The sequence below is a fragment of the Providencia sp. 2023EL-00965 genome (assembly GCF_033550225.1).
In the GTDB taxonomy this organism is placed as follows: domain Bacteria; phylum Pseudomonadota; class Gammaproteobacteria; order Enterobacterales; family Enterobacteriaceae; genus Providencia; species Providencia manganoxydans.
Genome location: NZ_JAWUEH010000011.1, coordinates 153,207 through 176,129 on the forward strand (window position 1 = coordinate 153,207; position 22,923 = coordinate 176,129).

19 protein-coding genes are annotated in these 22,923 nt (G+C 36.2%); 12 read left to right on the top strand and 7 right to left on the bottom strand.

The window, feature by feature from the left end; genetic code table 11:
• Positions 1-12 precede the first annotated feature (12 nt).
• The 9 genes from bcsA to hpaC all read left to right on the top strand — a co-directional run bounded on the left by bcsA (position 13) and on the right by hpaC (position 14,391).
• Positions 13-2,121, top strand: coding sequence for a UDP-forming cellulose synthase catalytic subunit (gene bcsA, locus SC428_RS14815; RefSeq protein ID WP_318708442.1), 2,109 nt, complete (start codon positions 13-15; stop codon positions 2,119-2,121).
• Positions 2,114-4,420 (top strand): cellulose biosynthesis cyclic di-GMP-binding regulatory protein BcsB, encoded by a 2,307-nt coding sequence (locus SC428_RS14820; RefSeq protein WP_318708444.1) that lies wholly within the window; start codon positions 2,114-2,116, stop codon positions 4,418-4,420. The genes bcsA and SC428_RS14820 overlap by 8 nt, the downstream gene beginning before the upstream one ends.
• A 1-nt stretch (position 4,421) precedes the next feature.
• A complete protein-coding gene (locus tag SC428_RS14825) occupies positions 4,422-8,117 on the top strand; it encodes a cellulose synthase subunit BcsC-related outer membrane protein (protein ID WP_318708446.1) in 3,696 nt (1,231 codons plus the stop codon).
• 2 nt (positions 8,118-8,119) lie between these two features.
• The gene (gene bcsD, locus SC428_RS14830) at positions 8,120-8,575 is read left to right on the top strand and encodes a cellulose biosynthesis protein BcsD (protein WP_070926666.1); all 456 of its coding nucleotides are present in this window, start codon (positions 8,120-8,122) and stop codon (positions 8,573-8,575) included.
• A 5-nt stretch (positions 8,576-8,580) separates the two neighbouring features.
• On the top strand, positions 8,581-9,480 hold the full coding sequence (locus tag SC428_RS14835; RefSeq protein ID WP_318708448.1) for a GGDEF domain-containing protein: 900 nt from the start codon (positions 8,581-8,583) through the stop codon (positions 9,478-9,480).
• Between the two features lie 306 nt (positions 9,481-9,786).
• A complete protein-coding gene (gene galU / locus SC428_RS14840; protein WP_070926673.1) occupies positions 9,787-10,677 on the top strand; it encodes a UTP--glucose-1-phosphate uridylyltransferase GalU in 891 nt (296 codons plus the stop codon).
• Positions 10,678-11,107: 430 nt separating this feature from the next.
• Positions 11,108-11,788, top strand: coding sequence for a LysR family transcriptional regulator (locus tag SC428_RS14845; protein WP_318708452.1), 681 nt, complete (start codon positions 11,108-11,110; stop codon positions 11,786-11,788).
• Between the two features lie 502 nt (positions 11,789-12,290).
• Positions 12,291-13,853 carry a 4-hydroxyphenylacetate 3-monooxygenase, oxygenase component gene (hpaB, locus tag SC428_RS14850; protein ID WP_070926677.1) on the top strand — a complete coding sequence of 521 codons (1,563 nt, stop codon included), beginning with the start codon at positions 12,291-12,293 and terminating at the stop codon, positions 13,851-13,853.
• Positions 13,854-13,872: 19 nt separating this feature from the next.
• Entirely contained in the window at positions 13,873-14,391 is a 519-nt protein-coding gene (hpaC, locus tag SC428_RS14855) for a 4-hydroxyphenylacetate 3-monooxygenase, reductase component (protein ID WP_070926679.1), read from the top strand.
• A gap of 205 nt (positions 14,392-14,596) precedes the next feature.
• On the opposite strand, the gene SC428_RS14860 is transcribed toward hpaC, so the two are convergent.
• The 5 genes from SC428_RS14860 to SC428_RS14880 all read right to left on the bottom strand — a co-directional run bounded on the left by SC428_RS14860 (position 14,597) and on the right by SC428_RS14880 (position 19,004).
• A complete protein-coding gene (locus SC428_RS14860; protein ID WP_318708456.1) occupies positions 14,597-15,445 on the bottom strand; it encodes a TauD/TfdA dioxygenase family protein in 849 nt (282 codons plus the stop codon).
• 89 nt (positions 15,446-15,534) lie between these two features.
• A complete protein-coding gene (locus tag SC428_RS14865; RefSeq protein WP_272580352.1) occupies positions 15,535-16,482 on the bottom strand; it encodes an isocyanide synthase family protein in 948 nt (315 codons plus the stop codon).
• Positions 16,483-16,669: 187 nt separating this feature from the next.
• Complete coding sequence (locus tag SC428_RS14870; RefSeq protein WP_318708460.1) at positions 16,670-17,863, bottom strand: cyanate transporter; 1,194 nt, start codon at positions 17,861-17,863, stop codon at positions 16,670-16,672.
• Positions 17,863-18,327: a nucleoside deaminase gene (locus tag SC428_RS14875; RefSeq protein WP_070926686.1), complete on the bottom strand. Its 465-nt coding sequence runs from the start codon at positions 18,325-18,327 to the stop codon at positions 17,863-17,865. The genes SC428_RS14870 and SC428_RS14875 overlap by 1 nt, the downstream gene beginning before the upstream one ends.
• A complete protein-coding gene (locus SC428_RS14880) occupies positions 18,327-19,004 on the bottom strand; it encodes an ankyrin repeat domain-containing protein (RefSeq protein ID WP_307773393.1) in 678 nt (225 codons plus the stop codon). The genes SC428_RS14875 and SC428_RS14880 overlap by 1 nt, the downstream gene beginning before the upstream one ends.
• 90 nt (positions 19,005-19,094) lie before the next feature.
• Here SC428_RS14880 and SC428_RS14885 point away from each other — a divergent pair, with 90 nt between their 5' ends.
• From SC428_RS14885 to SC428_RS14895, 3 genes are all read left to right on the top strand, one after another.
• A complete protein-coding gene (locus SC428_RS14885) occupies positions 19,095-19,946 on the top strand; it encodes a LysR substrate-binding domain-containing protein (RefSeq protein ID WP_070926691.1) in 852 nt (283 codons plus the stop codon).
• Between the two features lie 13 nt (positions 19,947-19,959).
• Positions 19,960-20,328 carry a DUF4440 domain-containing protein gene (locus SC428_RS14890; RefSeq protein WP_318708465.1) on the top strand — a complete coding sequence of 123 codons (369 nt, stop codon included), beginning with the start codon at positions 19,960-19,962 and terminating at the stop codon, positions 20,326-20,328.
• A 171-nt stretch (positions 20,329-20,499) separates the two neighbouring features.
• On the top strand, positions 20,500-21,207 hold the full coding sequence (locus tag SC428_RS14895; RefSeq protein WP_318708467.1) for a colicin Z family toxin: 708 nt from the start codon (positions 20,500-20,502) through the stop codon (positions 21,205-21,207).
• A 48-nt stretch (positions 21,208-21,255) separates the two neighbouring features.
• Here SC428_RS14895 and SC428_RS14900 read toward each other — a convergent pair whose 3' ends face one another.
• Positions 21,256-21,660 (bottom strand): hypothetical protein, encoded by a 405-nt coding sequence (locus SC428_RS14900; protein WP_070926693.1) that lies wholly within the window; start codon positions 21,658-21,660, stop codon positions 21,256-21,258.
• A gap of 157 nt (positions 21,661-21,817) precedes the next feature.
• Positions 21,818-22,894: a class II fructose-bisphosphate aldolase gene (gene fbaA, locus SC428_RS14905; protein WP_070926695.1), complete on the bottom strand. Its 1,077-nt coding sequence runs from the start codon at positions 22,892-22,894 to the stop codon at positions 21,818-21,820.
• Positions 22,895-22,923: the final 29 nt, after the last annotated feature.

Sequence of the window (22,923 nt, forward strand, 5' to 3'; positions counted from 1 at the left end):
TGAGTTAATTATATGCAGAAAACATTCAAGTTTTTTAGCTCAATACTTTTATTGCTATTATTTCTTTTATTAATCATTATCCCACTGGATAGTGAAAGGCAACTTTTATTAGGATGCGCACTTGTTATATTGAATTTTTTTATTGGTATATTTAAAGGTAAAAAAATTCAACTCACTATGATATTAATCTCTTTACTGTGTACATCACGTTATATCTGGTGGAGAGCAACAACAACACTTTATTTTGATTCTTATATTGAGTTAATTCTAGGCTCATTACTTTTTATTGCAGAGCTATACTCATTAGCTATTTTGCTTTTCGGCTACATTCAAACATGTTGGCCACTAAAAAGAACCATAGAACCCTTGCCACGAGATACAACACTATGGCCAACCGTCGATCTATTTATACCAACTTATAATGAAAGTATCGATATTGTCAAAGATACTGTACTCGCAGCTCAATGTATTGAATACCCGAAAGATAAACTTAAGATATTTATATTAGATGATGGGAAACGCGAAGAATTTCGTCAATTTGCCGAAGGGGTCAATGTCGGTTATATCACTCGTCCAGATAATAACCATGCTAAAGCGGGTAATTTAAATCACGCTCTAACAAAAACACAGGGAGAACTTATTTGTATTTTTGATTGCGACCATGTTGCTACACGGGTATTTTTGCAAGCGACAGTTGGCGCTTTCTTAGTAGATGATAAGCTTGCACTGATACAAACTCCGCATCATTTTTACTCAAAAGATCCCTTTGAACGTAACCTCAAAGCAGCCAAAAGAGCACCTCATGAAGGCTCGTTATTTTATGGTCCTGTCCAGCAAGGCAATGATAACTGGAATGCTGCCTTTTTCTGTGGTTCATGTGCAGTGATCCGCCGCAGAGCATTAGCTGAAACGAATGGTTTTGCCGTCGAGACCGTAACCGAAGATGCTCATACCGCATTAAAATTACAACGTAAAGGCTGGAATACCGCATTCTTAGCGATCCCCTTATCAGCAGGTTTAGCCACTGAACGGTTAACATTACATATCAACCAGCGTATTCGTTGGGCTAGAGGAATGACGCAAATTTTTCGAGTTGATAACCCAATGCTTGGGCGTGGATTATCTTTCACGCAACGTATTTGTTATCTCAATGCTATGCTACATTTCCAATATGGCTTACCTAGAGCCACCTTTTTACTATCACCATTAGTATTTATTTTATTCGACCTAAATATTATTTCATCATCAGCAGCATTGATATTTTCTTATGCATTGCCACACTTAATTACCTCTAACTATGTAAACTCAAAGTTAGTTGGCAATTACCGTTATTCCTTCTGGGGTGAAATTTATGAAACTGTCATGGCATTTCATCTAATACTCCCTACCCTGATGAGTCTAATTTCACCAAAACTCGGTAAATTTAACGTCACAGACAAAGGTGACTTAACTGATAAAAATTATTTCGATCATACCGCTGTTCGTCCTTTAATTGTCGTTGCGCTGCTTTTAGTACTTGGTATTAGTATGGCGCTAACTAAATGGGCTATTGGTATGTACAGTTATATTGATAATGGCGTCATTATTATCAATTTAATGTGGGGAGTTTACAGTCTACTCATTGTATTAGCTTCGATAGCCGTAGCGAAAGAAACTAAACAATTACGACGTACAACCCGAGTGTCTGCAATATTACCGGTTACTGTTTATTTTTCTGATGAGAGCCAGATAGAAACTCACTCTGTTGACTTATCTATGAATGGTGTAAGGCTTAATTATCCATTTAAGCATAACCCTACACAAGAATATGTCACACAAATATCAATTGGCGTAGGAAAAGAAAAAGCACTAATTCCAATCCAAAAAACATGGATTGATGGTGCCTATTTGAGAATGGAATTCGCTCATTTAACAGATAATATACGGCGTGATGTTGTTCGTGTTGTACTCACTCGTGCTGATGCATGGCTGAGCTCACAACATGTAGCAGATAAACCATTAAGAGCATTTGCTGATGTCTTACAGTGTGCCATTGGATTATTTATTATCCGCAAAGATAAAAAATCACCAAATAATTCAATAATTCTATCCACACCAAATAAAGAGCAGCAACATGCCTAGTCGCTACATGAGCTTATTATTAATCATTAGTATGTTGTTGATGCAAAGTATCACTGCTTTCGCACAACCGCTAGAAAGTGAATATACAAAGCTGTCTACTGACTTAGACTTTATTTTAAATAACAATTTATCCGATAACAAAAACAATGTTGAGACAACGTCTGAAGAAATATCACTTAAAAAATTAGGATTAACCAAAGGGCTAACACTAACGAGTAGTAAACTACAATCTGGGGTCAGTTTTACCCTACCTTATGATTTTATTGCCATTAATTCTGATATGCGAATTGTTATATCCGTCAATCAAGCAGACAACATTGAAAAAGAAAATTTACAAGTTATCTTAAATGGCCAATCTTTAGGTGCAGTTCCTCTATCGCAAGTCGATGAGAACCGTTCTATTTTTACTTTAAAAATTCCTAATTCTCTATTGTCATCAAAGAATAACTTAAATTTTCAAGTCATTAGTAATGATGACATCATTAATAATGAATGGACATGCCAGCGACCCGATCTCAAAAATCTGGTGGTCAAAATAGCCCCATCTAGTTCAATGACCATGAAAGGGATCCTGATGAATACTCGAAAATCACTGGCGGATTTCCCGCGCCCATTCTTAGATCCTTTAAAAATTAATAGAAATGAGCTGACTTTTATTTATTCTGCTTCTCCAACCTCAGATAGCTTGGTCTCTTCTGCAATCGTAGCCTCTATTTTTGGCATCAAAAGCGACGAAAAAGAAAATGACTTTAACGTTTATTTTAATGAGATCCCTGAAAAGCATGCTATTTTATTCACAACACTAGGTGAAACTATTTCAGGCCAATCATTCGCCGATCCTAATGGCTCAAGCTTAAAACTTATTGATAATCCCAACAATAAAAAATACAAATTACTCGTTGTCAGTGGTCGTAATACAGATGAATTACGACAAGCTGCTTACCAACTCTTTCGTACTGATTTAACTGATAATAGCACTATGCAAGTGCAACCTCACACCGTCCATAAACGTCAAGCTTACGATGCTCCTAACTGGCTTTCAGCTAAAAAAATTATCCCATTTAGTCAATTAATCAAAAGTCCTGATGCACTACAAGCACATATGTTTTGGAATGAGGAGAAGAAAATCAATTTTAGGCTTCCTCCTGATATGTTTATGCTTTCAGGTGATAAAATTCCTTTAAAAATTGATTATACTTTTGACCGGAAAAATTGGTTTGATGTTGATAATTCAATGTTAACCATTGCACTTAATCAGCAATTTTTAAAAAATGTGAATGCAAAAAATCATACTATTGTAGCCCCTATTATTGATTTCTTTGAATCTCAAAGTAACAATAGTACAACCCTTTATTTAGATAACACGCGCTTTCAAGGGGAAAATAAATTAAGTTTTTACTTCAATATCACTCCAAATAGTGACACACCTTGTAATATTCTTAGCAATAACGATATTGTCAACCAAATACTACCTAGTTCAACACTTGATTTAGGCAATATTGGTCACTTTGGTGAATTACCCAATAGCGCTTGGTTCCTGAGTGGGTTATTTCCATTTACCAAGTATGCCGATTTATCAGACACCTCTATTTTAGTACCTGAGCAACCTGAAAAAGATGAAGTGGCTTTATTGCTCAATCTCATGGAGCATTCTGGGCGTATTACTGGTTTTCCTGTCAGGAATTTAACGCTATTTAATCATTTTGAAAAAATACAATCTAATTCAAAATTAAAATCATCAAATATTATCATTATTAACAAATTAAAAGATTTCTCTGCAATTCAACCACTACTTTCAGATACGCCCTATCACTATAACCAAGGTAACTTACAAATTTCTTCGCCATCACTTATACATAAAACAAAGTTATTGCTATTGGGTGAGTGGAAAAATCAATTTGAAGAAGCCAATAATTTTCTATTGAACACTCATCAATGGCGAGGCTCTTTTAGCTTTAAATCACCATGGTCTTCTGACAAGGTCGTTACCATTCTGACTGCAACCAACTCAGATCAATTAAATAAGCTAGCAATAGATATGATTACTCCTGGGCGACAACAAATTGAATCAGGTGACACATTGCTATTCAGCGACCTTGATGATGTAAAAATCCTACGATTAACCCCATCATTCCTATCAGGCGAATTACCATTATTTACTTTAACCATCTGGTTTTTTAGTCAGCATCTATTTTTATTGATGACCATATTATTTGGATCATTGTTTTTAATCAGTTTTTATTTATTCCAGCGATTAAAAGCACATGAGTCTAAGCGTTTATCAGGGACGAAAAAATAAGATGAAAAATAACAAATTTGCAAAAATGCTACTCATGTTGCTATGCGGAATACCTGCCTGTGCAACATTTGCTACCTCTTTAGAAAATGAGACAGCAATCAAGATACTGTTAGAAAAAGCCGATTATTGGCATGGCAAATCTAACTATGAACTAGCGTATGATGCGCTTAATAAAATTTTTGCTATAGAGCCTAATAATATCGAAGCATTATATTTAATGTCACGCTATAAGATCCAACAAGGCAACAAACAAGATGCTACCTCATGGATCGAACGATTCAAAAAATTCTCCCCTAACGACCAACGGATCAGGCAGCTAATGCAATTCGATCCGCAAAAAAATACGTCTGATACGTTACTTAAAAAAGCCCGCTCATTGGCGCAAAAAGGTCAAATCGATCAAGCGATACAAGCGTATAACAATCTATTTATTAATAATCCACCAAGTGGTGATCTGGCAATTGAATATTACGAAACCTTAGCGGGAAGTAAAAATCATCTAGAGCTAGCAATATCAGAATTAAGAAAAAAAGCTCTGCAATCTCCTTCAGATAGTAAAGTGCAACTTGTACTGGCAACTGTATTAACTTATCAAGAGAAAACTCGCCGAGAAGGCATACAAAAGCTTAGCCAGCTCGATAATAAAAACACTGCCGTGATTAATGCTCTTCAGCAAGCATTACTATGGCTACAACCAAATGAAAGTGATTTACCACTTTATCAAAACTTTATTAACCTTTCGCCAAACGATAACCGTGTTATGGAACACTATAATCGCAGCGTTGGTGGTAATGAGATATTAGCGGCATTTACATTGCTCAATAAAGGCCGCATTGAACAAGCAAAACAAAAATTTACTACTGCCTTAGAGAATGATCCGAAAAATAGTGATGCAATGGCAGGACTTGGTTACGTAGCGTTACATCAAAAAGATTACCAACAAGCTGAAATACGATTACGTGAAGCAGCAAATAGCACAGACAATCATAAACGAAAACAATGGTTAAAAGATCTTGAGAGCATAGGTTATTACTCTTCTCTGGACACGATAAAAAAATTAACACGAGATAAGCAGTACGATCAGGCTTTTGCTTATATAGATCAAACCGTTGCATACAGTTCACAACAACAGCTCACATTAGACTTACTACGTGGGCAAATTTATCGTGACCAAAAAAACTACACAAGTGCAGAATCTCTTTATCAAAAACTCAATCAAAAATACCCCAATAATAAATTGATTAAAGAGCAGTTAATTTGGTTATTTGCAGAGCAGAAAAAGTATGCTGAGTTAAACCAATTATTCGCAACTCTTCCCGTTTCAGAGAGACACTATTACCAACAACGCATTGATATGAGTGAACAATATCGAAAAGAAGCACAACAAGCATTAGATAATGGCTTAGACAATCAAGCTGAAACTATTTTAAAACAAGCAATTGATAAAAATCCTAACAATGCTTGGCTAAATCTTGATTACGCGCGGGTACTCAACAAAAAAGGCGAAAAACAAAAAGCAGCAGCGGTGATAAACAACCTAGTGACTAATTACCCTTCTACCGCAGCTTGGCACAGCGCACTGATTTTTGCATCAGAGCAAAATAATTGGAGCAATGTACTCACTTTATCCAACAAAATTCCACCAGAGGCTCAGTCATCAGAAATTATTGAGTTAAAACAACGAGCTAAATTTAACCAACAAGTCGACATTGCGAAACATTATATAGAAAACGGCAACAATAATGCAGCCCTCAATACACTTAAAATAAATATTAAAGTGCCACCAAATAACCCAAGTGATATCGGTCGGTTAGCCCAACTCTATATGGATGCCGGTGATAATCAAATGGCTTTAAAGCTGATCCGCCAAAATCAATTATCAGAGCCTCAAGGAAACTTAAGTGATTACGGACAACAAATTCTCGTTTTACGTCGACTAGGTTATGTTGCCGAAGCAGAAAGTTTAATGAACTCCCCTGCTTTATTGGCTACAGCGAATGAAAAAGAAATAAATAATATCAGAGCAACTTATTTAAGTGAGCAAGCTGACTTATATCGCGAAAAAGGCCATTTAAATGAAGCTTGGCAAATATTAGCACCCGAGCTCAAAAATAATCCTAATAACAGTTTATTACTTCTTGCGACTGGGAGAATTTACCAAGCCAATGGGCAATCTAATCAGGCAGCTGACATATATCATTATGTTCTATCTATTTCACCTCAAAATCAGGATGCCTTAATGGGATTGGTGGATATCGCATTAGCTAATAAAGAGATTTCCACGGTAAAAAAATACTTTAACCAAATACCAGCAAGTAACAGAACAAGCTACATCATGCTATCAGCAAGAGTCGCTAAACTTGAAGGAAATAACACTCAAGCCATAAAACTATTAAAAACAGCTCAATGGGGGTTAATTAACCCTACTGAAAACTCAAGTGATTTCCCTATAAACCACCCGCTAGCTGGAGAGGTCCTCGAAAATACCAATCAAAGTACTCAACAAAAACAGCAGTTAAATTATATTGAAATCATGCTCAACGAGTTACAACAAAAAACGGCTATTGCTCTGGATAATACCATTGAATTTAATAGTCATTCAGGAGAGTCAGGACTAAGTAAATTAACGGAGTTTAAAGACACTGTAAGCCTATCAATTCCTGTATCTGAAGATATGAAAATAGCCTTGAATATATCTCCATCGGTAATCGACTCAGGTAAAACCCCTGCTGAAAATGCAAGTTTAGTCGGTAGCGGTGCCCTAATCAGAGCAAATCGCCGTAGTCTGGTTGATAGTTCTCTGCGCGAAAATATTCATGCTGATGAAATTGGTAGTAACACATTACAAGGTTTGGAATCAAGCATTTCACTTAAAAGCGATAATTTCCAACTGGATTTTGGCCATACTAACAGTGATGCTTTAATTGTTTCTTTGGTCGGTGGTGCTAAATGGTCATTCAATACAACACCAAATAGTCAGCTAACATTTAATGCAGAACGACGTGCCGTAAAAGATAGTTTACTCTCTTATGGTGGTTTGAAAGACAGTGTTTCTGGTAAAGAATGGGGAGCAGTGACTCGTAATACTCTTTCAGCTCAATATGCTTGGGATGATAGCCATTATGGCGCCTATGCTAAAATTGCCGGAAATAAATATATTGGTAGCAATATACAAACTAACCAATCGATTGATTTTAATACCGGTACATATATTTATGGTATTAATAAAAATGATAAAAAACTGACCTTAGGTGCAAATGTCCATTATATGGCATTTGATAAAAACCTTAATTATTATACGTTAGGACATGCTGGCTATTTTAGTCCACAAAGATATATTGCTTTTTCATTACCGATATCTTATCAGCAAGACATCAATAATTTATCCATAAAATTAAGCTCAAATATTGGTTATCAATCTTATACAACTGAAAGTACAGACTATTATCCAAATAATCCTCAATATCAAAAAGAGTTAGAGAACTATGCGCTTAATGATGAATATATTGATACTCGCTATAAAAACACGAGTAAAAATGGTATTAGCTATGCGATTGGTGTAGACACTAAATATAAAATATCTCCATCATCATTGATTGGTGCAAATGTAAGCTATAACACTTTCGGAAATTATGATGAAACAAAAGCAAATATTTACTTTAAATATTTATTCGACAACGATATACTAGGAAAATAGAAATGATTTATGACCAAGATAGTTACTTACAACGCAGTTTTAAAACTGGTTGGCATGATTTAATCAATTTCTTATTTTATGAATTTTCATCTGGTGAAACCAATGAAGGCTACAATACTTTAAGAAAAGTTGGGCGACAATTAGGTGAATTACATAAAATTGAAAACTCAAGCACATTAGCCCAATTAGAAAAAAATATTAATAGTGCTTTAGAAATCTTCAACTGGGGATTTATTAAAATGGCGCCAGCAAACAGTGAGTTGCTTATTATTCACTGTGCATGGCCTCACGCTCCACAATCCGTTAATAAAAAATGGCGTAAAGCTAGCGCTAGTGTTTTGGAGGGGTTATATACTCAGTGGTTGGCCTCTCAAGGCGGTAACGAATCAGTCCCTGTGTTATGGAATGAAAATGCAACAGAAGACGTCTTTATATTTCGTTATGCTTTATTTAAATAGTTTTTATGCTGAATTATAATAAGATTACACAAGAAAGAAATAAAAGGATTCCTTTAAACTTAATTCTCGACGAGGCAGTAGCATTATTATTAATTGATATATATGGAAAAGTTTCTTATGCTAGCTCATATTTCATAGAAAACTACCACTATGAATATAATGAAATCGTAGGTCTGGCATTTGATATAAGAAAAAAGCAGTTAATTTTAGGTATAACTGATTCTTTTTCTGTTAAGCGATATAAGTGTTTCAAAAAAGAAGTTTTTTTTATAACTAAAACAAAACAGAAAGTTTTTTTCATTGCTAACCTTGTTGAATTTAAACAAGATTTTAATAAGGAGCATCATTATTGCTTAACACTTACTGAGGTTACTAGGCTTATATTTAAAAGGAATAAATTACTTTTTCAGGTTCATCATGATCCATTAACAAAATTATTAAATAGATATGGGTTTTATGAAAGCAGCAAAATGAAAATAAAGCTGGCAAAGCATAATGCACTTGAATACTGCATTGCCATTATTGATATTGATAATTTTAAAAAAATAAATGATACCTTTGGTCATCTTTGTGGTGATAGCTTATTAAAGCAATTCTCTAAGTATGCCAAGGAAAGCCTACCGAATGATGCTCTTTTTGCTCGATTGGGTGGAGATGAATTTGTTTTAATGATCAGTGGGTTTATGGGGCAAAGTTTCGAATTATTTTTTTTAAACTTTATAGACCGTCTGAGGCTTTATTCATATCATTATTTAGGGAAAAAAGCCTTTAACATCAATGTCAGCATTGGTATTGCACAATATCCGTTAGATGGTAACAATCTGAGTTTATTATTAAAAAATGCTGATATTGCATTATACAAAGCAAAGAAAGAAGGAGGAAACAAAGTACAAAAATTTATTTAGTTTTAACACTATATAGCTATTTATATTAATAAAATCCAAAAGTACTATTTTGATAGCAATATATATTCAATGCGCAGGTAAGAAACAAAGGAATGATAAAAATCACTATGCTTTAATGAAAAGCGCTGCAACTTGAAATATATACTCTAAATAATTCGAGGGGTAGCAAAGAGACAAGTAAACGAGCTGCTAAGTGCATAGAAACTATGTGGATGGCACAAGTGAACGCAGTTAACAATGCTGCAACTTGAAATATGGCGAGTATAACATGTATACACTAAATATTTTATTGACCAAGGATCATATATGTTAAAAGCTGTGATACCTGTTGCTGGTTTAGGAACTCGCATGTTACCAGCAACAAAAGCAATACCGAAAGAGATGCTACCTCTTGTCGATAAACCGATTATACAGTACATCATAAAAGAATGTTATATGGCAGGTATCAATGAAATTATTTTCGTTACCCATTCATCAAAAAATTCAATTGAGAATCACTTTGATACCTCTTTTGAATTAAAATCATTACTTGAGCAGAAGGGAAAGCAGCAGCTATTAAATGAAATTAATGGTGTATTACCTAAAAATATAAAGATAATGCATGTTAGGCAAGGTGACTCAAATGGTTTAGGCCATGCAGTTTTATGTGCAAAGCCATTCGTGGGAGATGATGATTTTATTGTTATTCTACCTGATGTCATCATTAATGAGTATAAATGTAATTATGAATTCGACAATTTACCCGCCATGATAGAGCGGTTTTATTTGACTGGGAAAAGTCAAATACTGATAGAAAGGGTCAATAAAGAGCATGTGGAAAAGTATGGTATCGTTGATTGTAATAACGAGATATCCAATAGCGGAAGTTTTAACAACATCTCAGCTATTGTAGAAAAACCACATAAAGATAATAGTCCCTCTGATCTTGCTGTTGTTGGCCGCTATGTTTTAAGCCGAGATATTTGGCCATTATTAGAAAGAACACCGATTGGAATGAGTGGTGAAATACAGCTTACTGATGCGCTATCAATGCTACTTAAAACCCATGCGATAGAAGGATACCACATCAAAGGTGAATCACTTGATTGTGGTGATAAAATGGGCTACATGAAAGCATTTTTCGAATACAGCCGACAGCATCAAACATTCGGCTCACAGTTCCATCGATGGATAAAAGATACTGTAGCCGTAGTTTAATAGCATTGATAATTTTAGTTTTATAAAGGTATAAAAAATAAATTAACTAAATCCAATCAGTAGTCTGAAACTGTGTTATTCATTAAAAACGTATAACTTATTGAATGAATTTCAGGATTGGATTTACATCAAAAATAAAAATTTAGAATATACATTATAGCCCTTTAAAATTTTTTTATATTTAACTCTAAGAATTACTTCACTATAAAAAATCTTATCCAATAATGGCATCTCAATATTTATCTCCATTACGTTTATTGAGATTTCATTATGAATAAGTTTGGTGCTAGACCGACTTAATATTAATGATAGAAAACATCACATTTCATACTGTGAAAATTATTTTCTGTCATTAGCGCCTGTTCACTATTAAGTGAGCAATAAACAATAACAACTAGGGTTAGATTTAAATTACAGCAGAGGCAATAACATGAATATTAGAGACTTTGAGTATTTGAACGCATTAGGTAAATTTCTTAACTTTAAGAAAGCTGCTCAATACTGTAATGTTGCACAGCCAACACTAAGTATTCAAATTGGTAAACTTGAAAACCACTTAGGTTGTTTCTTACTCGAAAGAACAACACGTCGAGTTAATTTTACACCTTTAGGTTTACGAATTTTAGAGCATAGTCAAATTATTTTACGAGAGGTTGAAGAGATTAAAGCTATCGCTCAGCAATCGACCAATAATAATGTTAAAAATTTTCATATCGGTATTTCTGACACGTTACCAGAATACTTCATTTCATATATTACAGAAGCCGTTTCTAATAATGACCCAACCATAAAATTGCATCTTACCATTGATAAGACTGAGGCACTATTCTCACAGCTTGCAGCTATGTCTTTAAATTTATTAATTGTTTCATCAATGAAATGCCCAGATAACTTTATCTCAGCATCATTGATAAGCTTTCCAATAAATCACCAGCATCTCCCCCATAAAGGAACTGATGAGCAATTCACAAGTATTTTGGGCTCTCATTCAGAAATAAAATCGAAAATTTGTTTTAGAAATGGCGATAAAAATATGGATAACTATCTGAATATCGGTAATTTAATCAATGAATCAATCGATATACTCTCCAAGAAGGCTTACATAGCCTGATCAATCAACTAGCAAAAGGCGTACTTAAATATTCGCTCACTGTAGCTATATTGAGTACGCTTTATGCAACTTCTTGTTAACTTTTTCAGTTAATTTTCTAATTTAACCTTATATAAGAAAATTATATGTTCATTTTAAAAGTACTTTTTTATCATAATCTTTCTATTGAGTACTTTTTGATTGAATATTTTTTTATCAAAAATTCATGTAAATTTTAAAATCATTAAACAATTAACAAAATGCAACCATATGAATTTACTGATATTTATATAAAATAATATTTTTTCATTAATAGAAAAACACAACAGTGATCACATTCCTATCACAAAATAACTTTATCAACGAAAAGTACCAGCGATCCTTTCTAAAGTCTCTTTCTTATTTCTTAATAAAGCGCTTCAATTAAGAAACACAAAATAAACATAAAATTAACATAAATCAGATGCCAGTGCTCTAAGTACCCTATTACACGCCGGCATCCTTTGTGAGATACGAGGTAAACATGAAACCAGAAGATTTTCGCTCTGATGCTAAACGTCCATTTAATAGCCAAGAATATCTAAAAAGCCTACAAGATGGCCGTGAAATTTATATCTATGGTGAACGTGTTAAAGATGTCACAACACATCCCGCTTTTCGTAATTCAGCGGCTTCGATAGGACAGTTATATGATGCACTCCATGATAAAGCAACTCATGACAGCCTTTGCTGGGGAACCGATACCGGAAATGGTGGATACACCCATAAATTCTTTCGTTTTGCCAAAAGCGCAGACGAACTACGCCAACAACGTGATGCTATCGCCGATTGGTCAAGACAAAGCTATGGATGGATGGGACGCACTCCAGACTATAAGGCGGCATTTGCCAGCTGTTTAGGTGCCAATCCTGAGTATTATGGACAATTCGCGGATAACGCACGTCACTGGTATAAACGAATTCAAGAAAGTGGTTTATATTTTAACCATGCGATTGTCAACCCACCTATTGATCGCCATAAGCCAGCAGATGAAGTTAAAGATGTTTATATCAAGCTGGAAAAAGAAACTGATGCAGGTATCATCGTCAGCGGCGCAAAAGTGGTCGCAACCAACTCAGCATTAACTCACTATAACTTTATCGGTTTTGGTTCAGCTCAAGTCATGGGTGATAACCCTGATTTCGCACTGATGTTTGTTGCTCCAATGGATGCTGATGGCGTTAAATTAATCTCTCGTGCTTCATATGAATTAGTCGCAGGTGCGACAGGAGCACCTTTTGACTACCCATTATCAAGCCGATTTGATGAAAATGATGCCATATTAGTCATGGATCATGTGCTGATCCCTTGGGAGAACGTGTTAATTTATCGTGATTTTGACCGAGCACGTAATTGGGCTGTACAGGGTGGATTTGCTCGTCTATTCCCTCTACAAGCTTGTGTTCGTTTAGCCGTTAAACTCGATTTTATTACGGGTCTACTGCAAAAGAGCCTTGAATGTACTGGTGTTATCGACTTCCGTGGTGTACAAGCAGACTTAGGTGAAGTCGTTGCATGGCGTAACCTATTTTGGTCACTCACCGATGCAATGACAGCCGAAGCAAAAGCTTGGGAAGGTGGTGCATATCTACCCGATACGCAAGCAATTCAAACATATCGAGTAATGGCACCAATGGCTTATACGAAAATTAAAAACATCATTGAAAGTAACGTAACGAGTGGCCTGATCTATCTGCCATCCAGCGTGAAAGATATGAATAATCCAGAAATCGATAAGTACTTGGCAAAATACGTTCGCGGCTCAAACGGTATGGATCATGTAGAACGTATTAAGATCCTAAAACTCATGTGGGATGCAATTGGCAGTGAATTTGGCGGTCGTCATGAATTATACGAAATCAACTATGCAGGTAGCCAAGACGAAATCCGTCTGCAATGTCTACGCCATGCGTACGGTTCCGGTAATATGAAAGCCATGACAGATATGGTTGATCGCTGCCTGTCTGATTACGATCAGCATGGCTGGAAACGCTCACACCTGCATAACAATAATGATATTAATCAGTTAGATTCGCTGCTGAAATAATCGGCAGCAGGAGGTCAATATGTCTTTAGAAAATGAACATCGCCTGCGTTTTAGAGATGCGATGGCAAGTCTTGGTGCAGCAGTCAATATTGTCACCACCGATGGTACAGCAGGTTGTTGCGGTATTACAGCAACCGCAGTCTGTTCAGTCACAGATACGCCACCCACTCTGATGGTGTGTGTTAACCGCAACAGTGCTATGAATGCGGTTTTTCAAGAAAATGGCCGCCTGTGCGTAAATGTGCTGAATCATGAACAAGAAGAAATGGCTTGCCATTTTGCTGGAATGAAAGGTTCCACCATGGAAGAACGTTTTGGTTGGAATGTTTGGGATAGAGGCATTTTACAACAACCATTACTCAAAGATGCTTTGGCTAATCTTGAAGGCGAAATTACCCAAGTGCAAGATATTGGTACCCACTCTGTTTACTTGGTTGAGATAAAACAAATCATTGTAAGAGAAGAAGGCCATGGGTTAGTTTACTTTAAACGTAAATTTCACCCAGTTATGCATCAGCTACTTGCAGTAACCGCATAAAGCATCACGTTATAACAGCAAAAAAGAGGCTGCATTTATTTGTAGCCTCTTTAATTTTTACGGGAAAAATAAAACACTTAATATCCACATCTTAATCCCTAACTGCATGATATGCCTTGCCATTGTGATGATAAAAAACATGTTCAGATATAACAATCAATATCAAATAAGATTTGGCATTAATCACATTTCAATAGGGCAATTATCAAGTAAATGCTTTTCGAAAATGAATATTACGATGTTTAGGCTGCCCATGGATATGAACACGCTGAATATGACGTTGAGATTGTGAAGAAAATGCTTCACGCCCATGTAACAGCGAAAAATTATCACATATAACAATATCACCAGCTTGCCATTGATGTGCATATAAGTAATTAGGATCATATAACTTACTATGCAATGAATGTTGAATATCGCTTAATTTTTCATTTGGTATACCAATAAAATCGACAGAATGGTGATCAGAATATTTCAGCACATTTTTACCCATTGGTTCATTATAGCGGAGCACTTTTTTTTGTTCTCTAGGATGTAAACAAATCAATGGCGAAATCACTTCTCCACCATAGTGGGTGATATTTTTTGTTCGATAGGTAATAATCGCCTTTTCCCACAAATTTATATCTAATTGCTTGGCATCGGCAATTATTTTTTCTGTATTAACAAAATTTGTTCTACCCTCATGCTCAACTGAGCCTGCTGATATACAATGAAATATTTGAAACTCAGGAATAAATTCGCTATACATTCCATCCCAATGTAAAGGTAAAGAAAGATTATCCAATACATGATCAGGAGGGTCATTGTGTTCCATGATATCGAGTACAGCACCAAACGGCCACATCATTATTTCCCCCCAATGATGTGAATATGAAATTAATTTTTCTTTATCTTCAAATCCAGAATCAAACCCTCTAAATATGATGAGTAGGTGTTTACGTACCCATCCACGTAACATATTGATAGATAGCTTTGTTATACTATCACCAATGTTATTCGGTGTTATTGATATTCCAAAAGGTGTTATTTTTTCTATATTACAATTAAGCATGTCATCCTCTAAAAAGTTTAATCTTTCGGCTATTTTATTAAAACATTAACCGTAGAATAATAAACTTTGAAACTGAAAATTGGTTAATTTTAAATAATGTAATGGCTTGGCTCTTCATTTATTTTAATCAATTTCCCATCCATTTCTTCTGCCTCAGATCTTTTCATTAGTATGAACTTTCCATTTATCTGAACAGCCACCCCATGCCAAGGCGTTAGCCAATTATCGCAAGTTGGCATCATATGAATTCCTATTTTAAGGCTACTCACAGGCTGAGGATGGATTGATAAACGAATTGCTGATGGAAACTGTTGAGCAAGTAAATTTCCCCATGCCCAACTATGTTGAATAACACCAACTGCACGTTGGCGAGCATTTTTTTGCAATGCATTTTTAGAGCCTGAATAATTAGGTAATAAGCTATCTTCATAAAGAAAACGGGTTATTGCTCTATATAGACTTAATCCATCTTCACTCCCAGTCAACTGTTTTTTTATTACCCCAATAGCTAATGAATATTTTTCAACTAATAATTTACGAGAATGGTTATAACAATTATTCGATGTATTAAACTCTTCAACATGGCTCAAATTAAAAATTGAAATATAATTTAATTCTAATTCACATAATAACCTATTAAGTTTATCTTGATAATCATCAATGATACCATCGCAAACGCCAATTAGCTCACCGAACACATGACCATCTGAACAAATAATCATTTCAGCGCCTGGAGGATAATAAACCTTTATTCTTTCACATAACGAGTTGAGAAAAACCAATGATAATTTTTCTGCCATATCAGGAAGTTTTCCCAATACTTTTTTGCTATTGGGTGATTTTGTAGGAAATGCCGGCAGTATAAACATTATCGGTTTAGATTGTATTAAAAATGCTTTAACCCTAGGAAGATGAACCTTTAAAATAATTTCTTCCTCCTCCTCAAGCGTCATTGAAGATAGATTAAAACGGCGTCTATACTGCAATATTTCATTTAATATCTTTCGTGATATCACATCTATATAAAGAAAATCCATAACGACACCCAATACATTAAACATATCATAAAAAAAAATATTACAAGCACCAATTTAAAAATAAATTATTAATTTATTCTTCATTTTAATTTACTATAATAAATCAAATGCAAATATTATTTTTTTTAACAGATAATCCGTTCAACTTGTTAGAAAGGAATATTTAATATATAGGTATATTATTATTTTATTTTTTATTATTTAATTTAAATAATGTTGGATAATGTTTTGGATTTAGACGTAAAAATAATAGTAGAGTTATCAATACCATTAAAATATGTGCCACCCACACCCACGTAAAACTTTGACTAACGCTATGTAACCATGCTGCAAACAGAGGACCAAAAGCAGCAATAATGAATCCACCAGCCTGCATCAACGACGTTAATGCCCCTGCACTAACAGGATGTGGAAGGTGATCTAAAGATGTAATAATGCTCAATGCAAAACAGCCACCTAACCCTGCCCCAATTAAACATACCCATAAATAGGGTAATGCTTGTGGAAATATGACCAAACCTGCAAAACCCATCATTTGGCTACATAAGGTAACCCCCAGCCAAAAACGCCGGTCAATATTATGAGCAGCTAAAACAGGTATAAAGAGTGCCGAAAGCGCCTGACATACACTTAACAAAGCGACTAATGAACCGCTTAATGCACTACTCAGCCCCTGTTCAATGAAAAATGGTGCCAGCCAAGTCACTACTGAGCCATAACCTGCATTGATAAAGCCAAAGCCAATCATAAGCAACCAAGCTCTTGGCTTAGCTAGAAATGCCAAAACAGAACCATTACCCGTTGTATTCGATGAGCTAGATGTACGAATATTTACGATGACTGCAATCAACGCAAATAAAGCAGGTAATGCCATCCAGGCTAACGCGGCTTGCCAATGACCTGATGATCCCGCGACTAATGGTGTTAATTGTGCCCCTATTGCTCCACCGGCCATAAGCATGGAGGAATATAAGCCAGTCATAACTGCCATTTTATGAGGAAAATGTAATTTAATTAACCCCGGAAAAACCGCTTGGATATAGGCAGCACCTACTCCGCACATGAATGCCGTTGCGAGCAATTGCCCACTATCTGAGACGAATAAACGCGATAGGGAACCAATCAATAGCAGCAATACCGCAACACTAACCCCTATTCGCTCCCCTAACCGCCGGTTCAAGGCAGGTACGATTAATGCACCGATCCCCATTAACAGCATCGGTAATAACGTTAATAATGATATTGCTTGGTAATTCATCCCTGTCGTTTGGATAATCTCTTCGATCAGGGGACCCGGCCCTGTCATAAAAGGCCGTAAATTGATCCCCACTAAGATGATCGTCAGGACTAAACCAAAAGATGCTGTTTTACGCTCACCCATTAATGCTGTTGTTCCCACCAAAAAGAGTACAGTTGTGGTTGTGTCTCATGTTCAGGTTTTAATTGCGTAAACGATAACCCAACCTGCTGATGGGGCTCTACTCTTAGCGAAGCAGCGATAGCTTCTGTCGATAAACCAAAGGGCTCCGCATCCTGATTTGAATAAGCGTAAAAAATCCGTGTAATACCCGCCATACGCATTGCAGCTAGACACATCGGGCATGGCTGTCCACTGGCATACACCACACAATCTTCTAACCTGACCCGCCCTAATGTTTCTCCAGCTTGGCGTAACGCCATCAGCTCCGCATGTGCAGTTGGATCACTCAGTTCAAGCATTTGATTGACCCCTGTTGCGATCACTTTACCATCGCATACAATAATCGCCCCAAATGGGCGCCCACCAGCTTTCACATTCTCTCTAGCCAATGATATAGCTTGCTGTAAAAATTGTTTATTTAACATTACTTAGCCCCTGAACTCTCTAGGATTTCAATTAGATTACGATATCCTTTCTGTTTTGCTAATGTCAGTGGCGATTTTCCACTTGCATCCGCTAAATTAACATCAGCCCCACCTTTAATGAGCTGTGTCACAATGGTTGCATATTTCTCACTACCATCACCGAGTATGATAGCTTCAATTAACGCAGTCCAACCTAAGCGGTTAACATGATTGATATCGACGCCTGCATCAATCAGAGTTTGTACTGTTTTTACATGCCCACGTTCAGAAGCGGGGATCAATGCTGTCCCACCGTATCGATTGGTACTTTTCAGATCTGCTCCATGCGCTAATGTCATTTCAAGAATTTCTTGTAGCCCACGTGCCCCTGCATATAAATATGGCGTATCTTGTATTGCATCACGCGCATTGACATTCGCCCCTTGTTCGATCAAAAAGCGTGCTACCTCAATTTGGTTTTTATGCGTTGCCGCCATCAGAGGTGTACGTAGGCGTAAATCGCGTTGTTCCAGATCAGCTCCCTGCTTAACCTGTTGCATAACTGCCTGAAGATTGCCCTGTTCAGCTAATGCAACTAGTGATGAATTTGATTGTGCGAATGATTTAGTCATAAGCAGTAGAAAGATCCCCGTTACACTCAACAAGTACATTCGCCAATTGGTGGCAAATAATCGCATTTTCATAGTAACCTCCTCAGTAAACTATTTAATTTACTGAAAATATATGATATTTAAAAATTAAATATTTAAATGATAGGTATTTGCAAAATGAATGCTCTATTAAATTTGGTTTTACTCAAAACGTTTATAGCTGTCGCAGAAACGGGTAACTTTACTATTGCTGCTCAACACCTTAATTCAACGCAATCTACTGTCAGTCAACAAGTTCAACGTCTTGAAGCACTTGTCGGCCAGCCTTTGTTCATTCGTAGTCATCGACTATTAACCTTAACAGAAACAGGCGAAATATTGCTCAGTTACGCGAAAAAAATAATCACTCTTAATGATATGTTTTTCATGAAAGCCACGGGTAATGCGGTGATCCAAACGCTGCGTCTTGGTTTTCCTGAAGACTTTGCTTCAGGGCAAGTTACCCCAACACTGGCTGCTTTTATGCAAGAGCAGCCAAATATTCGTTTAGAAGTGACCAGCGGTTTAAGTCGTCAGTTACATCAACGCTATCAGAACGGTGAACTTGATTTAATTATTGTTAAACAGCGCAAAGGGGAATTTAATAGTCATTATTGCTGGCCAGAGCCATTGTGTTGGCTAACTAGCCTTGATAACCACCACCTCAATACTCATTCTTTACCCTTAATTGTTTTCCCTGAAAATGGCTTGTATCGTAACGATATGTTCCGCTTACTGGATATTGAACAGCGCCCTTGGCATATTACCTATACTTGCACAAGCCTTGCTGGTATTCAAAGCGCCATTACTGATGGCCTTGGCATCAGTTTATTACCACTGCGAGCTAAGCTACCACAGCATCGGATACTTACTGCACAAGAAGGCTTTCCTGATGCAGAGGAGATGGAAATTGCTATGCATGTCCATGGCAATTCAGAAGTGGTTTTAACGCTAGCTGAACGCCTAGCACGACAATTTGAACAACTTTGATAAAGAACATGATATGCATAAACTATTTGAGCACCTAATCACACTAGAAAAAAAGCTACATCATTATTCAAATAGAGATAATTTAGAATTTCTTGAAAATGTTCTGCACCAAGCGTTTTTAGAATTTTGCCGCTCTGGTGTGAGCGCCGATAAAACAGAGACACTTTTAGCCCTCACTCAAGCTAATAATTTATTGGAAATTCACTCCGAAAATTTCCAATGTGCACAGATAGATGCGAATACAGTGCTCATCACCTATTTAAGTTTTCAACTTGATAATGGGGTACGTATTAAACAAACACTACGCTCATCGATTTGGATCAAAAATCAGCACAACCAATGGCAGCTCCGTTTCCACCAAGGAACACCAAGTTCGTTATAAATGTTTTTTTGCTACACCGTAAAACGTCATTACGATTACGCTTTCCTATGACATATAAACAAATTTCCTTTATTTACTCTATGCAATTTCATGGCTACTATTTTATTTGTTTATTAAAAATAATATCTAATAAATTTAAATAGTTAATGGAATAAATAAAAGGAATTTCAAATGAAAAGACACCCTATTCGACCTAGCTACGACCCTTATAATTGTAATAGTGGTATACCTCATATACCTGATACACACTGGGATCCACATTCAAAAGCATGGGAGTTCAATGATGTACAAGTTAATCATGACTTCATCCCAGCAAGCTTGCCACCTGAAGTCAAGAATGCATTAAAGAACAATATTTGTCTTGTTTGTGGTGAAAAAAATTGCCCGTATCTTAAAGAAAAAAATTTTCAAGAATTAATTAAAGCGATCAATAGTGGCGATAAGACAGGTGCTTTAAGAGTTTACAATCAAAGATTTGCGCAATTCAGGAATATGAAAAAAAGCATTATTATAGCGAGTTTAGATAGAGCCAGAGTCGCAAGGGAAAGACAAGGTCCATGTGGTTATTCAGGGCCTATACAGTCAACAGGTATTATTGCAATGCCAGGGATATGGAGTGCGTGGAAAGATCTCCTCACAAGTATGCCAAATGAAATTACCAATACCCCCCATTCGTATACCGTTAATTTTAATAATTCATCAAACTTAGAGTCATCATTTGATGTGGAGATTAAATATCCAATATCTAGTGGAATGAAAACAGTTAATACAGTGGGACCAGGAGCTTATCTTATTGAAGCTACTGGTGGTGGAACTGCAAGTATACGCATAAAATCACATTCAGTACCTATCACGGTCAGTATAAGCTTCCCTAAATAATTCATTATTTAACTATATAAAACTAAAAGAAGTACAACGTGATTTCTTTTAGTTTTTAGCATTTCGCCCATAACTTTCTAAAATATTATTTATTACTTTTTTATCCGAAAATGCCTGTCTATATCCATTTTCAGATTGTATTTTCCCTGCGATATACGTTTGAGAAATTTTATTTACACCGAAGTAAAGAGATACCTTTTTACCAATATTTTTACTTAGAAGAGAATTAAATCTTTCCGAACATTTAGGTGTTCTATTGATTTCAATGTTCAAAAAATAGTCATTTTTTAACTCTGAATGTCCCAATTTAAGTACAGAAACACACTCTTTTTCTAAAATAAACTCATCATTTTCAAATTTGTAGACGAGCCTATCGTTGTTACCTGCCACTGAACAAGCTATTGATAAGACACCAACAATAGCGATTAAAAAATTCTGGATCCATCGACTCACTCAAATATCTCCTTTATAACAAATAAAAAATAATAACTTCTATATTAGCTTGTTATACATTTAGTTTCAGTGACCCAAAATACAAAAATCCCCCAGCAAGATAACCCTACTGGGGGATTAATTTAGCAATAGGCTTATGATACAAGCCTAAACACAATTACAGAACGTCAACGCAGTTCAGTTCTTTGAATGCTTGTTCTAAACGAACAACCATTGAATCTTGTGCTTTGCGCAGCCATACACGTGGGTCATAGTATTTTTTGTTAGGTTTGTCCGCACCTTCTGGGTTACCCAACTGACCTTGCAGATAGCCTTCGTTCTTTTTGTAGTAGTTCAGGATACCATCCCAAGTTGCCCACTGAGTATCCGTATCGATGTTCATTTTGATAACACCGTAGCTAACCGCTTCTTTGATTTCAGCAGCACTTGAACCTGAACCACCGTGGAATACGAAGTCTAGGCTGTTGTGTGGCAGGTTAAATTTCTCAGAAACATAGTCCTGTGAATTACGCAGAATTTTTGGCGTTAATTGTACGTTACCTGGCTTATAAACACCGTGAACGTTACCGAAAGAAGCTGCGATAGTAAAACGTGGGCTAACTGCGCTTAGTTTCTCGTAAGCGTATGCAACGTCTTCTGGTTGAGTGTACAGTTCGGAGCTATCCATACCTGTGTTATCAACACCATCTTCTTCACCACCAGTACAACCTAACTCAATTTCCAACGTCATGTCGATTTTCGCCATGCGAGCTAAGTATTTGGCACAGATTTCAATGTTTTCTTCTAATGTCTCTTCTGACAGGTCAATCATGTGTGAAGAGAATAGCGGTTTGCCCGTTTTCGCATAGTGTTTTTCACCCGCATCTAACAGACCATCAATCCATGGCAGAAGTTTACGCGCACAGTGGTCAGTATGCAGAATAACAGGTACACCATAGTGCTCAGCCATTTGATGCACATGATATGCGCCTGAAATTGCACCTAAGATTGCAGCTTGTTGGCCTTCTGCTTTCAAGCCTTTACCAGCGATAAATGCAGCACCACCGTTAGAAAACTGAACAATCACTGGAGCACGTACTTTCGCTGCCGCTTCAAGTACGGCATTAATTGAGTCTGTACCGACACAGTTCACAGCAGGCAATGCAAAGTTATTTTCTTTAGCAACCGCGAAAACTTTCTGTACATCATCACCTGTGAGAACACCCGGTTTTACAAAATCAAAAATTTTAGACATTTGAAAAGGTCCTGTGTTAAACAGACTGC

Coding starts and splice junctions, on each gene's coding strand:
- hpaB (WP_070926677.1), top strand. CDS start 12,291: ATGAAACCAGAAGATTTTCGCTCTGATGCTAAACGTCCATTTAATAGC.
- SC428_RS14875 (WP_070926686.1), bottom strand. CDS start 18,327: ATGTTAAATAAACAATTTTTACAGCAAGCTATATCATTGGCTAGAGAG.
- SC428_RS14880 (WP_307773393.1), bottom strand. CDS start 19,004: ATGCGATTATTTGCCACCAATTGGCGAATGTACTTGTTGAGTGTAACG.
- SC428_RS14890 (WP_318708465.1), top strand. CDS start 19,960: ATGCATAAACTATTTGAGCACCTAATCACACTAGAAAAAAAGCTACAT.
- SC428_RS14860 (WP_318708456.1), bottom strand. CDS start 15,445: ATGCTTAATTGTAATATAGAAAAAATAACACCTTTTGGAATATCAATA.
- bcsA (WP_318708442.1), top strand. CDS start 13: ATGCAGAAAACATTCAAGTTTTTTAGCTCAATACTTTTATTGCTATTA.
- galU (WP_070926673.1), top strand. CDS start 9,787: ATGTTAAAAGCTGTGATACCTGTTGCTGGTTTAGGAACTCGCATGTTA.
- SC428_RS14865 (WP_272580352.1), bottom strand. CDS start 16,482: ATGGATTTTCTTTATATAGATGTGATATCACGAAAGATATTAAATGAA.
- SC428_RS14820 (WP_318708444.1), top strand. CDS start 2,114: ATGCCTAGTCGCTACATGAGCTTATTATTAATCATTAGTATGTTGTTG.
- hpaC (WP_070926679.1), top strand. CDS start 13,873: ATGTCTTTAGAAAATGAACATCGCCTGCGTTTTAGAGATGCGATGGCA.
- SC428_RS14825 (WP_318708446.1), top strand. CDS start 4,422: ATGAAAAATAACAAATTTGCAAAAATGCTACTCATGTTGCTATGCGGA.
- fbaA (WP_070926695.1), bottom strand. CDS start 22,894: ATGTCTAAAATTTTTGATTTTGTAAAACCGGGTGTTCTCACAGGTGAT.
- bcsD (WP_070926666.1), top strand. CDS start 8,120: ATGATTTATGACCAAGATAGTTACTTACAACGCAGTTTTAAAACTGGT.
- SC428_RS14870 (WP_318708460.1), bottom strand. CDS start 17,863: ATGGGTGAGCGTAAAACAGCATCTTTTGGTTTAGTCCTGACGATCATC.
- SC428_RS14895 (WP_318708467.1), top strand. CDS start 20,500: ATGAAAAGACACCCTATTCGACCTAGCTACGACCCTTATAATTGTAAT.
- SC428_RS14845 (WP_318708452.1), top strand. CDS start 11,108: ATGAATATTAGAGACTTTGAGTATTTGAACGCATTAGGTAAATTTCTT.
- SC428_RS14835 (WP_318708448.1), top strand. CDS start 8,581: ATGCTGAATTATAATAAGATTACACAAGAAAGAAATAAAAGGATTCCT.
- SC428_RS14885 (WP_070926691.1), top strand. CDS start 19,095: ATGAATGCTCTATTAAATTTGGTTTTACTCAAAACGTTTATAGCTGTC.